Origin of the sequence: Streptomyces zhihengii (assembly GCF_016919245.1) — a bacterium.
Classification (GTDB): Bacteria; Actinomycetota; Actinomycetes; order Streptomycetales; family Streptomycetaceae; genus Streptomyces; species Streptomyces zhihengii.
The window spans coordinates 5,114,443-5,130,550 of record NZ_JAFEJA010000001.1 but is presented as its reverse complement, the minus strand read 5'-3'; the positions used below and the strand labels follow the sequence as shown (position 1 = coordinate 5,130,550).

Here is a 16,108-nt window from a genome sequence, read left to right as displayed (position 1 = left end):
GTTACGCGGGTTCGATCCCCGCCACGGCCTCCACGACGAGCGGCGGTCCCTCCGGGGGCCGCCGCTTCGCCGTGTCCGGCCCGGCCCCCGTCCGGGGCCGGGCGGAGGTCAGGACTTCGGGGAGGCCACCGCCGCCTGGGGGCGGATCGGGAGGCGGTTCACCGGGCGGCCGGTCGCGGCGCGGACGGCGGAGGCGACCGCGGCCGGGGCGGTGACGACGGGGATCGCGCTCGCCGCCTTCGCGCCGAAGGGGGCGACCACGTCGCGTTCCTCGACGAGCTTCACGATCCGGATGTCCGGGGCGTCCAGCGACGTCGGCAGGGCGTAGCCCGTGAGGTCGGGGTGCCGGATCAGGCCGCGGGCGGTGCGCAGGTTCTCGGTGAGGGCCGCGCCGATGCCCTGGGTGACGCCGGCCTCGATGCGGGTCGCGAGCTGGGCCGGGTTGAGGACGCGGCCGACGTCCTGGGCGACCGCCATCTCGACGACGCGGACGGAGCCGAGCTCGATGTCCACGTCGACGACGGCGCGGATCGCGCAGAAGGCGAGGCCGACGAAGGCGTCGCCCTGCCCGGACTCGTCGAGCGGCTCGGTCGGGTGGGGGCGGCACTGGGCCGTCGCCCAGAGCTCCTTGCCCTCCATGGCCTCGGCGACGGTCGTGGAGAGCACGCCGTCGTAGGAGGTGATCTTGCCGTCGGTGATCTGGAGCAGCTCGGTGGACATGCCGAACTGGTGGGCCAGCGGCGCCAGGAGCTGGGTGCGGACCATCTTCGCCGCCCGCTCCACGGCCCCGCCCGAGACCCAGGTGTGGCGGCCGTGGGCCGCCGGGCCGGCCGGGGGCTGGTCGGTGTCGACGGCGGCCACCCGCACGTCCTCGATGCCCAGGGTCTCCTGGACGATCTGGCGGGCGAGCGTGGAGAAGCCCGAACCGGTCTCCACGGCGGCGCAGATGACCGTCGCGACGCCGTCGTGGACCTTGACCGTGGCCGTGGAGACCTCGTCCGTGCCCTCGGCGCCGAGCATGTGGACCATGCCGAGCGCGTAGCCGACGCCCCGGCGCACCGCGCCCGGCTCGCCGGCTCCCTCGGGGCCGCCGGGGAGCAGCCAGTCGTCCTCGGGGGTGTCCTTGGGCAGCGAGGGCAGCGGGGTGTCCCGGACGGCGCGCAGGAGTTCGGCGACGGGCGCGGGGCAGGTCACCGTCTGGCCGGTGGGCAGCAGGTCGCCGGTGGCGAGGACGTTGCGCAGCCGCAGTTCGGCCGGGTCGACCCCGAGCTTGGCGGCGAGCTTGTCCATCTGCGCCTCGTACGCGGCGCAGACCTGCATGGCGCCCTCGCCGCGGACGTGTCCGGACGGCGGGTTGTTGGTGCGCACCGCCCAGCCCTCGATGAAGGCGTGCGGCACGACGTAGGGGCCGCAGGCGAACGCGACGGCCGCGGCGAGCGACTCCGCCGAGGCGTCGGCGTAGGCGCCCGAGTCCAGCAGCAGCTGGGCCTCCACCTTGACCAGGTGGCCCTCGGCGTCGGCGTGGTGGCGGTAGCGCAGCAGCGTGGGGTGGCGGTGGGCGTGGCCGAGGAAGGACTCCTCGCGGGTGGCGGTCAGCTTGACCGGGCAGCCCGTCTTCAGCGCCAGCAGCCCGAGGGCGAGCTGGAAGCCGGGGTCCTCGCGGTCGCCGGTGGCGCCGGGGACACCGGTGACGACGACCTTGACCCGCTCCTGCTCCAGCCCGAAGCAGGCGGCCGCGAGCGCGCGGTCCGTGTGGGGGTCGGTGGAGGCGAGGTACAGCTCGACGCCGCCGTCGGGGCGGGGCACGGCGAGGCCGGCCTCGGCGCCGATGGGGGCGGGGTCCTGGCGTCCGATGCGGTACAGGCCCTCGACGATCACCTCGCCGGTGACGTCCGGGTCGCCGTAGCGCAGCGGGATGTGGCGGACGAGGTTGCCGTCGGGGTGCAGCGGTTCGGCGGCGAACGCCTTCTCCGGGTCGGTGACCGGGTCGAGGATCTCGTACTCGACGGTGACGGCGGCGGCGGCGAGCCGGGCCGTGTCGGGGTGGTCCGCGGCCACCGCGGCGATCGCCTCGCCGTGGTGGCGGACGATCTCCGAGGCGAAGACGGGCCGGTCGGCGATGCGCCGCCCGTACGCCCCGTCCCCGGGGATGTCCTCGTGGGTGATCACGGCGTGCACCCCGGGCATCCGGCGCGCGGCCGAGGTGTCCACGGACAGGATCCGGGCGTGGGGGTGCGGCGAGCGCAGCAGGGCGGCCCACAGCAGGCCCTCGGCCCACAGGTCGGAGGCGTAGGGGAAGGTGCCCTCGGTCTTGGCCCGGGTGTCGGCCGGCGGCAGCGAGGCGCCGAGGCCGTGTGCGGGCGGTTCCGGGGACGGCCCCGGGGCGTCGGCGGCCCGGGGCGCCGGCGCCGTGGTGGCCGCGTCGTTGCTCACGCCATGCCTCCGTCGTGCGGGTGGGCCTGCACACTACCGGCGCCGGGGGGCGCCTGGTGCGGGATCCGTGCCTCGTCCCGGCCCGGTTCGGCGGACCCGCCGTCGGGGGCCGTCCCGGCGGCTGCGGCCGCGGCGCGTTCGGCACGCCCGGCGGCGACCTCGCGCACGGCGGCCAGCACGCCCTGGTAGCCGGAGCAGCGGCAGAGGTTGCCGCACAGGGCCTGCCGGGTCTCCAGCTCGGTGGGGGCGTGGTTGCCCTCCAGCAGGTCGTGGACGGTCATGGCCATGCCGGGGATGCAGAAGCCGCACTGCACCGCGCCGCAGCCGGCCAGCGCCCGCTGCACGTCGGACGGTTCGCCGTCGGTGGCGAGGCCCTCGACGGTGCGGACCTCGCTGCCGGCCGTGGTCGCCGCCGGGACCAGGCAGGAGGCGACCAGCCGGCCGTCGACCTGGACGTTGCAGGCGCCGCACTCGCCCTGGGAGCAGCCGTCCTTGGCGCCCGCCAGGCCGAGGCGCTCGCGCAGGACGTAGAGCAGCGACTCGCCGATCCAGGCGTCCGTGACCGGGCGGTCGGTGCCGTTGACCCGCAGCACGTAGGAGGTGGCGGGGTGCTCGTCGGAGGCGGCGGGGACGCCGTCGGCGTCCTGGCCCGTGCCGTCGGTGTCCGCGCCCTCGTCCGGGGCGCCCGCGGACGGTCCGGCTTCGGGGACCGGGGCCGCGTCGCCTGCCGGAGCGTCGCCGTCGCCGTCCGCGGCCGGCTCCGCCCGGGGGGCGTCCGGGGCGTGCGTCGGCGCCTGGGCGTCCGGGGCGTGGCCGGACTCGGGGCCGTGCGCGGCGTCCCGGGCGTCCGGGGCGTGGGCCGGGTCCGGGGCCTGCGCGGGGTCCCGGGGAGCCGCCGGGGCGCCGTCCGCGGGCTCCGGGTGTCCGGCCGCGACGGGGTACGCCGCGGCGTCCGGGGCGTGGGCCTCGGGGACTTCGGACGCTTCGGGGGCCTCGGGCTCCCGGGGGGCGAAGGCCGCGGCGGGCACGCCCGCGGCCGGGGTGTGACCGGCGTCGTGGGCCGTCGCCCCGTCGCCGGCTCCGCTGCCGAGCCGCTCGCCGGGGCCCTCGGGGCCCTCGGGGGCCGCGGGGTACGCGTCGCCGGGGCCCGTCCCGTAGGACTCCGCGGGGGCGCCGGAGCCGTCCGTGCCGGCCCCGGGGCCGTGGCCCGTGGCCTCGGGGGCGGCGGGCGCCCAGGGGCGGACGCGCCGCCGGGCAGCGTCGTCCAGGGGGCGGGGGCGCCGCCGGGCAGCGTCGCCGGCGGCGTGGCCGCCTGCGGGTACGCCGCCGGCTCCGCCGCCCTCGGCGCGGTGCGCAGGTACTCGCCCGACTCCTCGGGCAGGTCGCCGTCCGCTATCGGGACCGACCACTGGCCGGTCATCTCGGCGGCGCCCGGCGCGGGGCCGGGCTCCTCCGGGAAGGTCCACTGCCCGGTCGCGTGCGGGTCGCCGGCGCCGGCGCCCGCGTCGGGCCACCGCACCTCCGCGCCCTGCTGCCCGGCGTCCGGCGTCCGGCCCTGACCGGCGCCGTCACCCGGTGCGGGCGGTGCGGGCTGCGCGGACCAGCCGCCCGGCGCGCCCGGGTCCGTGCCGGCAGCACCGGGAAGCGGCTTCAGCGGAAGGATCATCGGCGGTGTGTAGCCGTGGCCCGGCGCCTCCAGCGGGGCCGTGCCCGCGGCGTCGTCGGGCGGCAGCTGGAGGAAGGTGGTCGACTCGCCGTCGTAGTCGGAGCCGGGCGCGGTCTGCTGCCAGGAGCCGTACTCGTGCGCGTAGTTCTCGCCGTACCCCTGGGAGGCGTCCTGCGGGTAGTCCCGCGTCCAGCCCTGCTGGTCCTGCCCGCCCTGGGCGTAGCCGCCGTACTCGGGGCCGTAGTCGGCCTCGTACGCGCCGCCGTACTCCGCCGTCCAGTCCCGGCCGTAGCCGTCGGTGCCCTGTCCGCCGGGGCCGGGCTCCGCGGAGCCGTCCCGCCGGTCCCGGACGAAGCCGTCCGGGAGGCGCAGGTCCTCGCCGGCCTCGCGGCCGTCGGCACCCTCCCCGTGCGGGCGGTTCCCCTGCCGCCGGTCCTCGTCGCTCATGACAGTGCCCTCCCCAGTGCCCGTCGGGCCAGCGCGGCGACGGTGCGCCGCAGATGCAGTACGGCGGGCGGCAGCACCTGCTGCTCCTCGCCCGGTGCCGCCGGTGCCGGATCCGGGATGCAGGCCGTGGCGACGTACTCGCCGAAGGCGGCCAGCGCCTCGCCGGCCAGGCCGCGTTCGCCGTCCCAGTCGATCAGGGAGGCGATCCAGCGCTCGGCCTCCAGCGGGCGCAGCGGCATCGGGGCGATGGCGCCGACCGCGCAGCGCACGCCGCGGCGCGCCGGGTCGAGCACCACGGCGACGGAGGCGGTGGCGCGTCCGGGGCCGGTGCGGCCGGTGGCCTTGAGGAAGACCTGGGGCGCGTGCAGCAGCGGTACCCGCACGAAGGCGATGAGTTCGGCGGGGCCGAGCATCTCGCGGCCGGCCAGCAGATGGGAGACGGGGATCTCGCGGCGGGCGCCCTCGGGGCCCGCGATCACGAGGTCCGCCTCCAGGGCGGCCAGCACGGGCAGGGTGTCGCCGGTCGGCGCCGCGGTGACGATGTTGCCGCCGAGGGTGCCGGCGTTGCGGATCTGGGGCGGTCCGGCGGCGCGGGCGGAGGCCGCGAGCGCGGGGATGAGGGCCGCGAAGTCGGGCCGTCCCATGCGCGCGTGGGTGAGTCCGGCGCCGAGGAGCGCGTGTCCGTCCTGGTAGCGCCAGCCGCGGATCTCGCTGATGCGGCCGAGTCCGACGAGGCCGGCGGGGCGGAGCCTGCCCCGGTTGACGGCGGCCATGAGGTCGGTGCCTCCGGCGACGGGCACGGCGGCGGGCATCGCGGTGAGGGCCGCCACGGCCTCGTCGAGCGAGTCCGGCAGCGTCACCGACCGCCCCGTCCGCGGTGCGTGCGTGGTCACCCAGTTGCCCCTTCCCGGTGTCCAGGCCATCCCGCCTGTGTGGCCGTACCGTACGTGCTCACATGCCGGACGTGGCAACTCTGGCACATCTTCCGGGCCGTCCGTCGAGAGGGTCCGCGAAGGGGTGTTCACCCCATGAATCCTTTACGGCCCGATTACCCGTTTCGCGCACGTGGCGAACACCCCGGGAACACGCGGGGGAACGGGTCCGCGCGCGGCGGGAACGGGTGACCGGGCCGTGACCGGGACTCGCAGCGCGGACTCAGACCACGGGGGGCGTGCCCTCGATCGGGCGACCGCCGACCCCGGGGCGCCGCTGCCAGGGGCGGGGGCCGGCCGGCGGCCGGTAGCCGACGCCCAGGGCGTCGAGGCGGGCGTAGTGGCTCTCCATCCGCCGCTCGAAGTCGGCGAACACCCGGTCCCGGGACGGGGGAAGCTCGGACCAGGCGACCTCGGCGAAGGCCGCGAGACGCGGATACACCTGGTAGTCCACCCGCGAGCGGTTCTGCATCACCTCGGTCCAGACGTTGGCCTGGGTGCCGATGACGTGGGCGGCGGCCTCGGGCGACAGGGACGGCGGGACGGGCTCGAAGCGGTAGACGTCCTCCAGGGTCCGTACGTAGCCGATCGGGATCGGCTCGTCGTCGCCCGGCGCCTGCCGGTGGTCCAGGTACACCTGCTGCTCGGGGCACATGACCACGTCGTGGCCGGCCTCGGCGGCGGCGACACCGCCCCGGTAGCCGCGCCAGGAGGAGACGGCCGCGCCGGGCGCCAGGCCGCCCTCCAGGATCTCGTCCCAGCCGATGAGCCGGCGGCCCCGCTCGGCCAGCCAGCCGTCGAAGTGCCGGATGAACCAGGACTGGAGACCGTCCTCGCCGTCGACGCCGAGTTCGGCGATGCGGGCCTGGGCGGCGGGCGACGCGCGCCACTGGTCCTTGGGGCACTCGTCGCCGCCGATGTGCACGAACGGGGACGGGAAGAGGTCGAGCACCTCCTCCAGCACGCCCTCGTAGAAGCGGAGGGTGCGGTCGGTGGGGGCGAGGACGTTCGGGTTGATGCCCCAGTCGTCCCAGACCGTCAGGGCGGCCGTGTCGACGACGTCGGTGTTGCCCAGCTCGGGGTAGGCGGCGATGGCCGCCTGGGAGTGGCCCGGGACGTCGATCTCGGGGACGACGGTGATGTGCCGCTCGGCGGCGTAGGCGACGATCTCGCGGATGTCGTCCTGGGTGTAGCAGCCGCCGTGGGGCGTGTCGTCCCAGAGCTCGGAGAACCGGTGGCCGTGCTTGCTGCGGGCGCGCCAGGCGCCGACCTCGGTCAGCCGCGGGTGGCGCAGGATCTCGATGCGCCAGCCCTGGTCGTCGGTGAGGTGGAGGTGGAGGACGTTGAGCTTGTGGGCCGCCATCAGGTCGAGCTGGCGCAGCACGTCGTCCTTGGGCATGAAGTGCCGTGCCACGTCGAGCATCAGCCCGCGCCAGCCGAAGCGGGGCGCGTCCTCCACGGTGCCCGGCGGCAGCGCCCATGTGTGCCCGGGCCGTACGGGGGCCCGGCGGAACGCCTCGGCGCCGAGGAGCTGGCGCAGGGTCTGCGCGCCCCAGAAGACGCCCGCCGCGCTGCCGCCGTCGAGGCGGACGGCGTCCTCGCCGACGGCGAGCCGGTAGCCCTCGGCGGGCAGGTGCGGGTCGACGGCGAGCACGAGGCGGTCGCCGCCCTCGCTGTCGCCGGGGGCGAGCGGCAGGCCGGTGGCCGCGCCGACGGACGACCGCAGCCACCGCGCCGCCTGCTCGGTGCCGGGTCCCGCGTCGATCCGGGTGCGCGGGCCGAGGACGAACGCCCCGCCGGAGGCGGGCGCCCAGGCGGCGCGGCGGGGCGCGGGGACGAGGGCGGGCACGGCGGCCCGTGTGCCGGTGCCGGTGTCGGTGTCGTTGTCGGTGTCGGGACCGTGGTCGGTCATCGCGTCAGTCCTTCACTGCTCCGCCCAGTCCGGAGACCAGGCGTCGCTGTACGAGTACGAAGAAGACGAGCACCGGGACCGTCATCACGGTGGAGCCCGCCATGATGCCTCCCCAGTCGTTCTCGTCCGGCTTGAAGAAGACCAGCAGCGCCATGGGCAGCGTCGACTGGGAGGTGTCGCTGATGATGAACGACTTGGCGAAGAGGAAGTCGTTCCAGGTCGAGATGAACGAGAACACGCTCGTGGCCACCAGCCCCGGGAAGACCAGGGGGAAGAGGATCTGCCACAGGAAGCGGGTGCGGCTCGCGCCGTCGATGTACGCGGCCTCCTCCAGCGCCTCGGGGACCGCCTTCACGAATCCGCGCAGCATCCAGATGGCGAACGGCAGCGAGAAGGCGATGTGCGGCAGGATCAGCGAGCCGAGGGTGTTGAGCTGTCCGAAGTCGCGCATCAGGAAGAACAGCGGAATGGTGAGCGCCTCGATGGGCACCATCTGCGCGACGAGGAACATGATGAGCAGGGTGGTGCGCAGCCGGAAGCGGAACCGCGTCACGGCGGTGGCCGCCAGAAAGGCGATGAGCGACGAGGCCACCACCACGCTCACCGCGACGACGAGCGAGTTGACGAAATACCGTCCGAATTCCTCCTGTTCGAAGACGCGCCGGAACGAATCGAGCGACGGGGAGAGGGTCCAGGGCCGGGCGTCGGTGGACTGGATCTCGCCGGCCGGCTTGAAGGCCGAGAGGACCATCCAGTACAGCGGGAAGGCCACGGCCAGGGCGACGACGAGGGCCGTCGCCTCGGCGGCGAGACGGCCGGGGCGGCGGATGCGCAGCCCGCTCGGGACGAGGCTCATATCTCTTCTCCCTGGCGTCGCAGCAGTCGCAGATACACGAGGGTGACCGCGAGCAGAATGAGCAGCATGACCACGCCGATGGCCGAGCCCAGGCTGTACTCGGAGGACGCGAACGCCTTCTGGTAGGCGTAGACGTTGAGCACGAGATTCTGGCCGGCGATGCCGCCGCCGCCCGTCATGACGTAGATCTGCGTGAAGACCTTGAAGTCCCAGATGATCGACTGAATGGTGACCACGACGAGAATGGGCCGCAGCATCGGCGCCGTGACGGAACGCCAGATGCGCCATTGCGAGGCGCCGTCCAGCGAGGCCGCCTCCAGCACTTCCCCGGGAATCGCCTTGATGCCCGCGTAGACGGTCACCATCACGAACGGGAACGAGCACCACACGACTTCGAGGAGGACCAGCGCGAAGGCGCTGTAGCGCCCGTAGGTCCAGGAGAAGTCGCCCAGTCCCAGCACTTTGTTGACCGGTCCGAAATCGGGGTCGAAGAGGAAGACCCACACCGTGGAGCCGGTGATCGCGGGTGTCGCCCACGCGCCCAGCGCGGCGAGCATCAGGACGAGCCGGGGCAGTGCCCTGATCCGGGTGAGCAGGACGGCCAGCGCGCAGCCGGCGGCCAGGGTGGTGACGACGCAGGCGGCCGCGAAGACCACGGTCGCCAGCAGGACCTGCCAGAACTGGGCGTCCGAGAAGAGCTCGCGGTAGTTGCCGAGCCCCTGGAAGCTGGTCGGCTCGCCGCCGCTGACCTGGGCCTGGGTGTACTCCAGGAACGAGATCAGCCCGAGCTGGTAGATGGGGTAGACGAGCAGGGCGGCCAGCACCACCAGGGCGGGGGCCAGGTAGAGCCAGGGGGTCCAGGCGCCGTGCCGCCGGCCCGGGCCGGGCCGGCCGCGGCCCGGCGCGGGACGGGCCGCGGGGGCCTTCCGCGGGGCCGGGACGCCGGGGCGGCCCGTGCCCGGGACGGTGTCGTGCGCGGGGGTCGTCGCCATGGATCAGCCCGCGGACGCGAAGGCCGCGTCCATCTTCTCCGCCGCGTCGCCGGCCGCGGCCGGGACGTCCTTCTTGCCGCTCACGATCTCCTGGAACATGGTGGGCAGCACCAGCGAGGCGTCGATCTGCCCCCAGGCCGGCGAGGCGGGGACGAACTTGGTGTCGGCGGCGAGGGTCTCGATGAAGGGGGCGACGAACGGCTCCTTCTTCGCCGCCGTGTCGCGCACGTCGGTGTACGTGGGCAGGAAGCCCATGGCGTCGAAGAGTGCCGCCTGGGTCCGCTTGCCCGCCAGTTCCTTCATCAGGTCGACGGCGAGGGTGCGGTGCCCGGTGCTGCGGAGCACGCCGATGTTGTTGCCGCCGGCGAACGCGGGGGCGATCTCGCCCTTCTTCAGGCCGGGCAGCGGGACGACGGCGTACTTGCCCTTGACGGACCCGGCCTCGATCGCCTGGTGGCTGAAGTCGCCGCCGATCACCATGGCGGCCTTGCCGGCCGCGAAGGCGGTGGCGGTGGCGTTGCCGCCCATGGCGGCGCACTTGGCGGCGGGGCAGTTGTCGTCGCCGAACAGCGAGGTGTAGGCGGCGATGCCCTTCTGCGCCTCGGCGCCGTCGATGGCCGCCTTCCAGCCGCCGTCCTTCTCCACGGCCATCTCACCGCCGTTGGCCCAGATGAAGGGCATCGCTCCGTAGGTGTAGGCGCCGCCCACGGCGAGGCCGTACAGCTCGGGGCGCTCCTTGCGGATCTTCTTCGCGGTGGAGATCAGTTCGTCCTGGGTCGTGGGCACGTCGAGCCCGAGTTCGCCGAGGACGTCGGTGCGGTAGTAGAGCGCGCGGACGCCGACGAAGAGCGGCGCGCCGTAGACCTTGCCGTCGACGGTGACCGACCGCCGGGCGGTGGGGTCGGTGTCCTTCGCCTCGTCCCAGGCGCCGAACTCGGCGCTGACGTCGGCGAGTCCGCCGTCCTTGACGTAGCCGGCGGTGTCGGTGTTGCCGTACTCGATCACGTCGGGCGCGCTGTCGGGGTCGTTGAAGGCGGCCTTGATGCGCTGGGCGCGGGTGTCGACGGGGATGTACTCCACCTCGACCTCGGCGCCCTCGTGGGACTTCTCGAAGGCGGCGACGGCCGCGTCGACGACCTGCTCCTTGGGCTTGTTGTTGACCTCCTGGAAGAGCCAGACCCGCAGGGTGCCGCTCCTGTCGTCACGGCCGGCGCCGTTGTCGGAGGTCTGGGGGGCGCAGGCGGTGGCCGTGAGGCCGGCCAGCGCGAGCGCGGCGACCGGGGCGGTGAACCTGGCGATGAGCTTCATACGGGGGTCCCCTACGATCGGCAGACATGACGTTGCAACATGCGCAACGGGTGTTTCGTACTGCACAACACGCAGGAGGCTAGAGGCGGGCGAACGGACCGACAAGAGGTCTCAACCACTCTGTGACCAGCGGACGCAGCCCGTGCAACGCACCCCGCCCGGCGGCGGCGCTTGAGGGCTTCCGACGAGGCATGACGCGCCACGGAGGGGCGCGGTGAGGCGCGGTACGGCACGGCGGGGGCGCGGTGCGGCACGGCGGGGCGCCACTGCCCGGGAACGCGCGACGGCCCCCGGGCGCGCCAAGCGCGCCCGGGGGCCGTCGTCGTGGGACGGGAGGGGGGTGGGACTACTTCTTGTCGCCGCCCTTGCCCTTGTCGCCGCCGCCGGCGGAGCCCATCGACTCGTAGATCTCCTTGCACATGGGACAGACCGGGTACTTCTTGGGGTCGCGCCCCGGCACCCAGACCTTCCCGCACAGCGCCACCACGGGAGTGCCGTCGAGGGCACTCGCCATGATCTTGTCCTTCTGGACGTAATGGGCGAAGCGCTCGTGATCGCCGTCGCCGTGCGACACCTGCGGCGTCGGCTCTACCAGGGTCCCGGTGCCTGTCCCGCGCTCGGGCTCAAGAGTGCTCATGAGCTCCAAGGGTACCCACGCCGCGGCCCGTACGGGAGCGAGACCCCGCCGCGTCGCGGGAGCCGCGGGAGCGCCCGCCGCGGGGCGGGCCGCCGGTGATGTCAGTTGAGGCTGGGATCGTCCGGATACGTGGCGAACATGGCCAGTTCACTGCGCTGGCGCCGGAGCACCGACCGCCACAGACCCTCCGGCTCCGGCGACGAGACGTCTCCCGGTTCGGACTCCACCACGTACCAGGCCCCCTCCTCCAGCTCGCTCTCCAGCTGGCCCGGACCCCATCCCGCGTATCCCGCGAAGATCCGCAGCGAGCCGAGCGCCGAGCCCAGCAGCTCCGGGGGCGCCTCCAGGTCGACCAGGCCGATCGCCCCGTACACCCGGCGCCAGCCGAGCGGCCCCTCGTCACCGGGGATCACCGCCACCCCGAGCGCGGAGTCGAGGGAGACCGGTCCGCCCTGGAAGACGACCCCGGGCTCGCCCGCGAGGGCCGCCCAGGACTCCAGGATGTCCACCACCCCCACCGGCGTCGGCCGGTTCAGCACCACGCCGAGCGAGCCCTCGTCGTCGTGGTCGAGCAGCAGGACGACCGCGCGGTCGAAGTTCGGATCCGCGAGGGCAGGAGTGGCGACGAGCAGCCGCCCTGTGAGCGAGGACACCTCGGTCATGCGACACATGATCCCGCATCTTCGCCCTCCGCGTGGCCACAGCGGCACAGTGGACGTGGACGCAGGTCGGGGCGCGGCGCGCGGCCACGGCCCCCGAAGAGCCCCGTGACCCTGTGCGAGAGATCGCGGACGCACCGTGTTGTGCCCAATTCATTACGCGTCAGGGGCCGCCTCGCCCTTACCCGACAGGGGTCCGGGCCCCTTACCCTTTTCTCTGGCCACCCGACCACGACTCCGGAACGCGAGATTCATGACCGGCACAGACGATGTACTGCTTGTCCACGGCGGCACCCCGCTCGAGGGCGAGATCCGCGTCCGCGGCGCGAAGAACCTCGTGCCCAAGGCGATGGTCGCCGCTCTGCTCGGCAGCGGACCGAGCCGGCTGCGCAATGTGCCCGACATCCGTGACGTGAGAGTCGTGCGGGGGCTGCTCCAGCTCCACGGCGTCACCGTCCGCCCGGGCGAGGAGCCCGGCGAGCTGGTCCTCGACCCGACCCACGTCGAGAGCGCCAACGTCGCGGACATCGACGCCCACGCCGGTTCCTCGCGCATCCCGATCCTGTTCTGCGGCCCTCTGCTGCACCGCCTCGGCCACGCGTTCATCCCCGGCCTCGGCGGCTGCGACATCGGCGGCCGGCCGATCGACTTCCACTTCGACGTGCTGCGGCAGTTCGGCGCGACGATCGAGAAGCGCGCGGACGGCCAGTACCTGGAGGCCCCGCAGCGCCTGCGCGGCACGAAGATCCGTCTGCCCTACCCCTCGGTCGGCTCGACCGAGCAGGTGCTGCTGACGGCCGTGCTCGCCGAGGGCGTCACCGAGCTGACCAACGCGGCCGTGGAGCCGGAGATCGAGGACCTCATCTGCGTGCTGCAGAAGATGGGCGCCATCATCTCCGTCGACACCGACCGGACCATCCGGATCACCGGCGTCGACAAGCTCGGCGGCTACACCCACCGGGCGCTCCCGGACCGGCTGGAGGCCGCGTCCTGGGCGTCGGCGGCGCTGGCGACCGAGGGCGACATCTACGTCCGCGGCGCGCAGCAGCGCTCGATGATGACCTTCCTCAACACGTACCGGAAGGTCGGCGGCGCCTTCGAGATCGACGACGAGGGCATCCGCTTCTGGCACCCCGGCGGCCAGTTGAAGTCCATCGCGCTGGAGACGGACGTGCACCCCGGCTTCCAGACCGACTGGCAGCAGCCCCTGGTCGTGGCGCTGACGCAGGCGACCGGCCTGTCCATCGTCCACGAGACGGTCTACGAGTCGCGCCTCGGGTTCACCTCCGCCCTCAACCAGATGGGCGCGCACATCCAGCTCTACCGCGAGTGCCTGGGCGGCTCGGACTGCCGCTTCGGCCAGCGCAACTTCCTGCACTCGGCGGTCGTCTCCGGCCCGACCAAGCTCCAGGGCGCGGACCTGGTCATCCCCGACCTGCGCGGCGGCTTCTCGTACCTGATCGCGGCCCTCGCCGCGCAGGGCACGAGCCGGGTGCACGGGATCGACCTGATCAACCGCGGCTACGAGAACTTCATGGAGAAGCTGGAGAAGCTCGGGGCGAAGGTGGAGCTGCCGGGCGGCGCGATCGTCTGACGCGTCTTCGCGTCTTCGCCTCACCGGCACACGCACGGCACGCACGGCCCTCGCGGGGTTCGCTCCGCGGGGGCCGTCGGTGTGTGCGGGGGCGGGGGCGCTGCGCGGGCTGTCCCCCACCCCGCCCCTTCACCGAAACCGGGCTCCGCCCGGCCCCGTACCGCGCTCCGCGCGGTGTCCTCAATCGCCGGACGGGCTGACAAAGCCAGCCCGTCCATCGGGGTACCTCCCACGGCCGCCGGGCCGAGGGGGAGATCGTGTCCGGGGGCGGAACGACCACCCCAGCCCCGCCGGCGATTGAGGCGCGGGGTGCGGGGCGGAGCCCCGGTTGCGGGAAGGGGCGGGGCGGGGAGAGGCCCGCCGCAGGCGCCCGCCGCCCGCGCACCGGCCCCCACGGCACGCGCAAAAGCCCCGTAGGCGCCCGTAGGCCCCCGTACGCCCCCGCACGTGCCGGAGGGCGGGTACCGGTTCCGGTACCCGCCCTCCGTGTGCCTGAGGCGCCTGAGGCGCCCGGCTGCTTACTTGCCCTTGGCGGCTTCCTTGAGCTTCGAGCCCGCGGAGACCTTCACGCTGTAGCCGGCCGGGATCTGGATGGGGTCGCCGGTCTGCGGGTTGCGCGCGGTGCGAGCGGCACGGTGGGTGCGCTCGAAGGTCAGGAAGCCGGGGATGGTGACCTTCTCGTCGCCCTTGGCGACGACCTCGCCGACGGTCTCGGCGAGAGCGGCCAGAACGGCGTCGGCGTCCTTGCGGGTCACCTCGGCGCGGTCGGCCAGCGCGGCCACCAGCTCACTGCGGTTCATGTTGTTACTCCCGTGTTCTTCTTGCTGTTGAGGCGTGCCACGCGGCAGGGCCGCAGGAGGCACAGCAAAGCCGATGCTGCCAGGGCCCTCGGACATTCCCCGGACCCGGGTCTGCTGTCAGACCCTCGCGCCCGAATAAGCATCCTGCCCCCACCACCGGCGGGAACGCCAATCCGGCACTCTCCTGAGTCACACGAAAAGCGCCACAGCCCCGTCGTGGTGACGTTGCGTCGACTGTGCCGGGACTCCTCGGAGCGGTCGCGGGCTCATGATCCGCCACCCTAGAGGGGGATTTGGGATGCTGCGACCCGCGACGCGCCGTATGTCGGGCCGGGTCAGACCGGAGTGGAGGCCGTCGCCGTCGCGCCCGCCGCCTTCGCGGCCTCGCGCACGGCCCCGGCCACGGCACCCGCGACCTTGTCGTTGAAGACGGAGGGGATGATGTAGTTCGGGTTGAGCTCGTCGTCGGTGACGACGTTGGCGAGCGCGGCCGCGGCGGCGAGCATCATCTCGGTGTTCACGGTGCGGGACTGGGCGTCCAGCAGACCGCGGAACACGCCCGGGAACACCAGCACGTTGTTGATCTGGTTCGGGAAGTCGGACCGCCCGGTGGCCACAACTGCCGCCGTCTGGCGGGCGATTGCCGGGTCGACCTCCGGGTCCGGGTTCGCGAGCGCGAACACGATGGCGCCGTCGGCCATGGCCGCGACGTCCTCGGCGCCGAGCACGTTGGGCGCCGAGACGCCGATGAACACGTCCGCGCCCACGACCGCTTCCTTGAGCGTGCCGGTGACGCCCTCGGGGTTGGTGTTGTCGGCGATCCAGCGAAGCGGCGAGTCGGCGGCCGCGCCCACGAGGTCCTCGCGGTCGGCGTGCACCACTCCGTGGATGTCGGCGACGACGGCGTGCTTGACGCCGGCGGCCAGCAGCAGCTTGAGGATGGCGGTGCCGGCCGCACCCGCTCCGGACATCACGACCCGCACGTCGGAGACCGATTTGCCCACCACCCGCAGGGCGTTGGTGAGCGAGGCCAGGACGACGATCGCGGTGCCGTGCTGGTCGTCGTGGAAGACGGGGATGTCCAGGGCCTCGCGCAGCCGGGCCTCGATCTCGAAGCAGCGCGGCGCGGAGATGTCCTCCAGGTTGATGCCCGCGAAGCCGGGGGCGATGGCCTTGACGATCTCGACGATGGCGTCGGTGTCCTGGGTGTCCAGGCAGATCGGCCAGGCGTCGATGCCGGCGAAGCGCTTGAAGAGGGCCGCCTTGCCCTCCATGACGGGCAGTGCGGCCTTGGGGCCGATGTTGCCGAGGCCGAGGACGGCGGAGCCGTCCGTCACCACTGCAACGGAGTTGCGCTTGATGGTGAGGCGGCGGGCGTCCTCGGGGTTCTCGGCGATCGCCATGCAGACCCGCGCCACACCCGGGGTGTAGATCATCGAGAGGTCGTCACGGTTGCGGATGGGGTGCTTGGACGCCATCTCGATCTTGCCGCCGAGGTGCATCAGGAACGTACGGTCGGAGACCTTGCCGAGGACGACGCCCTCGATGTCGCGCAGGCCCTCGACGATCTCGTCGGCGTGCGCGGTGGAGCTGGCGGCGATCGTGACGTCGATGCGCAGCTTCTCGTGACCGGATGCGGTCACGTCGAGGCCGGTCACGGACCCGCCGGAGGATTCCACGGCGGTGGTGAGCTGGGAGACCGCGGTTCCGCTCGCGGGCACCTCCAGCCGGACCGTCATCGAGTACGAGACGCTTGGCGCCGTTGCCATGACCGGGTTCCTCTGCTTTCCCTAGCTTCGTTGCTGCGCCGCACCGCGGCCGTGGCCCGGGCAGCGCCCTCCGATGGTGACACCTACCCGCGAGTAGCAGGTA

General features: G+C 73.6%; 12 protein-coding genes. 1 reads left to right on the top strand and 11 read right to left on the bottom strand.

What is annotated here, in order from left to right; all coding sequences use genetic code 11:
* Nucleotides 1-108: 108 nt before the first annotated feature.
* From JE024_RS21690 to JE024_RS21650, 9 genes are all read right to left on the bottom strand, one after another.
* Nucleotides 109-2,433, bottom strand: a complete 2,325-nt coding sequence (locus JE024_RS21690; protein WP_205375185.1) for a xanthine dehydrogenase family protein molybdopterin-binding subunit — start codon at nt 2,431-2,433, stop codon at nt 109-111.
* A complete protein-coding gene (locus JE024_RS21685; protein ID WP_372449823.1) occupies nt 2,430-3,842 on the bottom strand; it encodes a 2Fe-2S iron-sulfur cluster-binding protein in 1,413 nt (470 codons plus the stop codon). Before JE024_RS21685 ends, JE024_RS21690 begins: the two co-directional genes overlap by 4 nt.
* 700 nt (nt 3,843-4,542) lie before the next feature.
* Nucleotides 4,543-5,439 carry an FAD binding domain-containing protein gene (locus JE024_RS21680; protein WP_205375184.1) on the bottom strand — a complete coding sequence of 299 codons (897 nt, stop codon included), beginning with the start codon at nt 5,437-5,439 and terminating at the stop codon, nt 4,543-4,545.
* Between the two features lie 262 nt (nt 5,440-5,701).
* Nucleotides 5,702-7,390 (bottom strand): beta-N-acetylhexosaminidase, encoded by a 1,689-nt coding sequence (locus JE024_RS21675; protein WP_205375183.1) that lies wholly within the window; start codon nt 7,388-7,390, stop codon nt 5,702-5,704.
* Between the two features lie 4 nt (nt 7,391-7,394).
* Nucleotides 7,395-8,246, bottom strand: a complete 852-nt coding sequence (locus tag JE024_RS21670) for a carbohydrate ABC transporter permease (protein ID WP_205375182.1) — start codon at nt 8,244-8,246, stop codon at nt 7,395-7,397.
* On the bottom strand, nt 8,243-9,238 hold the full coding sequence (locus tag JE024_RS21665) for a carbohydrate ABC transporter permease (protein WP_205375181.1): 996 nt from the start codon (nt 9,236-9,238) through the stop codon (nt 8,243-8,245). The genes JE024_RS21670 and JE024_RS21665 overlap by 4 nt, the downstream gene beginning before the upstream one ends.
* A 3-nt stretch (nt 9,239-9,241) precedes the next feature.
* Nucleotides 9,242-10,546 (bottom strand): extracellular solute-binding protein, encoded by a 1,305-nt coding sequence (locus tag JE024_RS21660; protein WP_205375180.1) that lies wholly within the window; start codon nt 10,544-10,546, stop codon nt 9,242-9,244.
* A 346-nt stretch (nt 10,547-10,892) separates the two neighbouring features.
* Nucleotides 10,893-11,183 carry a DUF3039 domain-containing protein gene (locus JE024_RS21655; RefSeq protein ID WP_205375179.1) on the bottom strand — a complete coding sequence of 97 codons (291 nt, stop codon included), beginning with the start codon at nt 11,181-11,183 and terminating at the stop codon, nt 10,893-10,895.
* Nucleotides 11,184-11,284: 101 nt separating this feature from the next.
* Complete coding sequence (locus JE024_RS21650; protein WP_205375178.1) at nt 11,285-11,845, bottom strand: YqgE/AlgH family protein; 561 nt, start codon at nt 11,843-11,845, stop codon at nt 11,285-11,287.
* Nucleotides 11,846-12,095: 250 nt separating this feature from the next.
* On the opposite strand from JE024_RS21650, the gene murA reads away from it, so the two are divergent.
* Nucleotides 12,096-13,436, top strand: coding sequence for a UDP-N-acetylglucosamine 1-carboxyvinyltransferase (murA, locus tag JE024_RS21645; RefSeq protein WP_205375177.1), 1,341 nt, complete (start codon nt 12,096-12,098; stop codon nt 13,434-13,436).
* A gap of 518 nt (nt 13,437-13,954) precedes the next feature.
* Here murA and JE024_RS21640 read toward each other — a convergent pair.
* Both JE024_RS21640 and JE024_RS21635 read right to left on the bottom strand, forming a co-directional pair.
* Complete coding sequence (locus JE024_RS21640; RefSeq protein ID WP_004571953.1) at nt 13,955-14,236, bottom strand: HU family DNA-binding protein; 282 nt, start codon at nt 14,234-14,236, stop codon at nt 13,955-13,957.
* 335 nt (nt 14,237-14,571) lie between these two features.
* Nucleotides 14,572-16,005 carry an NAD-dependent malic enzyme gene (locus JE024_RS21635; RefSeq protein ID WP_205375176.1) on the bottom strand — a complete coding sequence of 478 codons (1,434 nt, stop codon included), beginning with the start codon at nt 16,003-16,005 and terminating at the stop codon, nt 14,572-14,574.
* Nucleotides 16,006-16,108 lie beyond the last annotated feature (103 nt).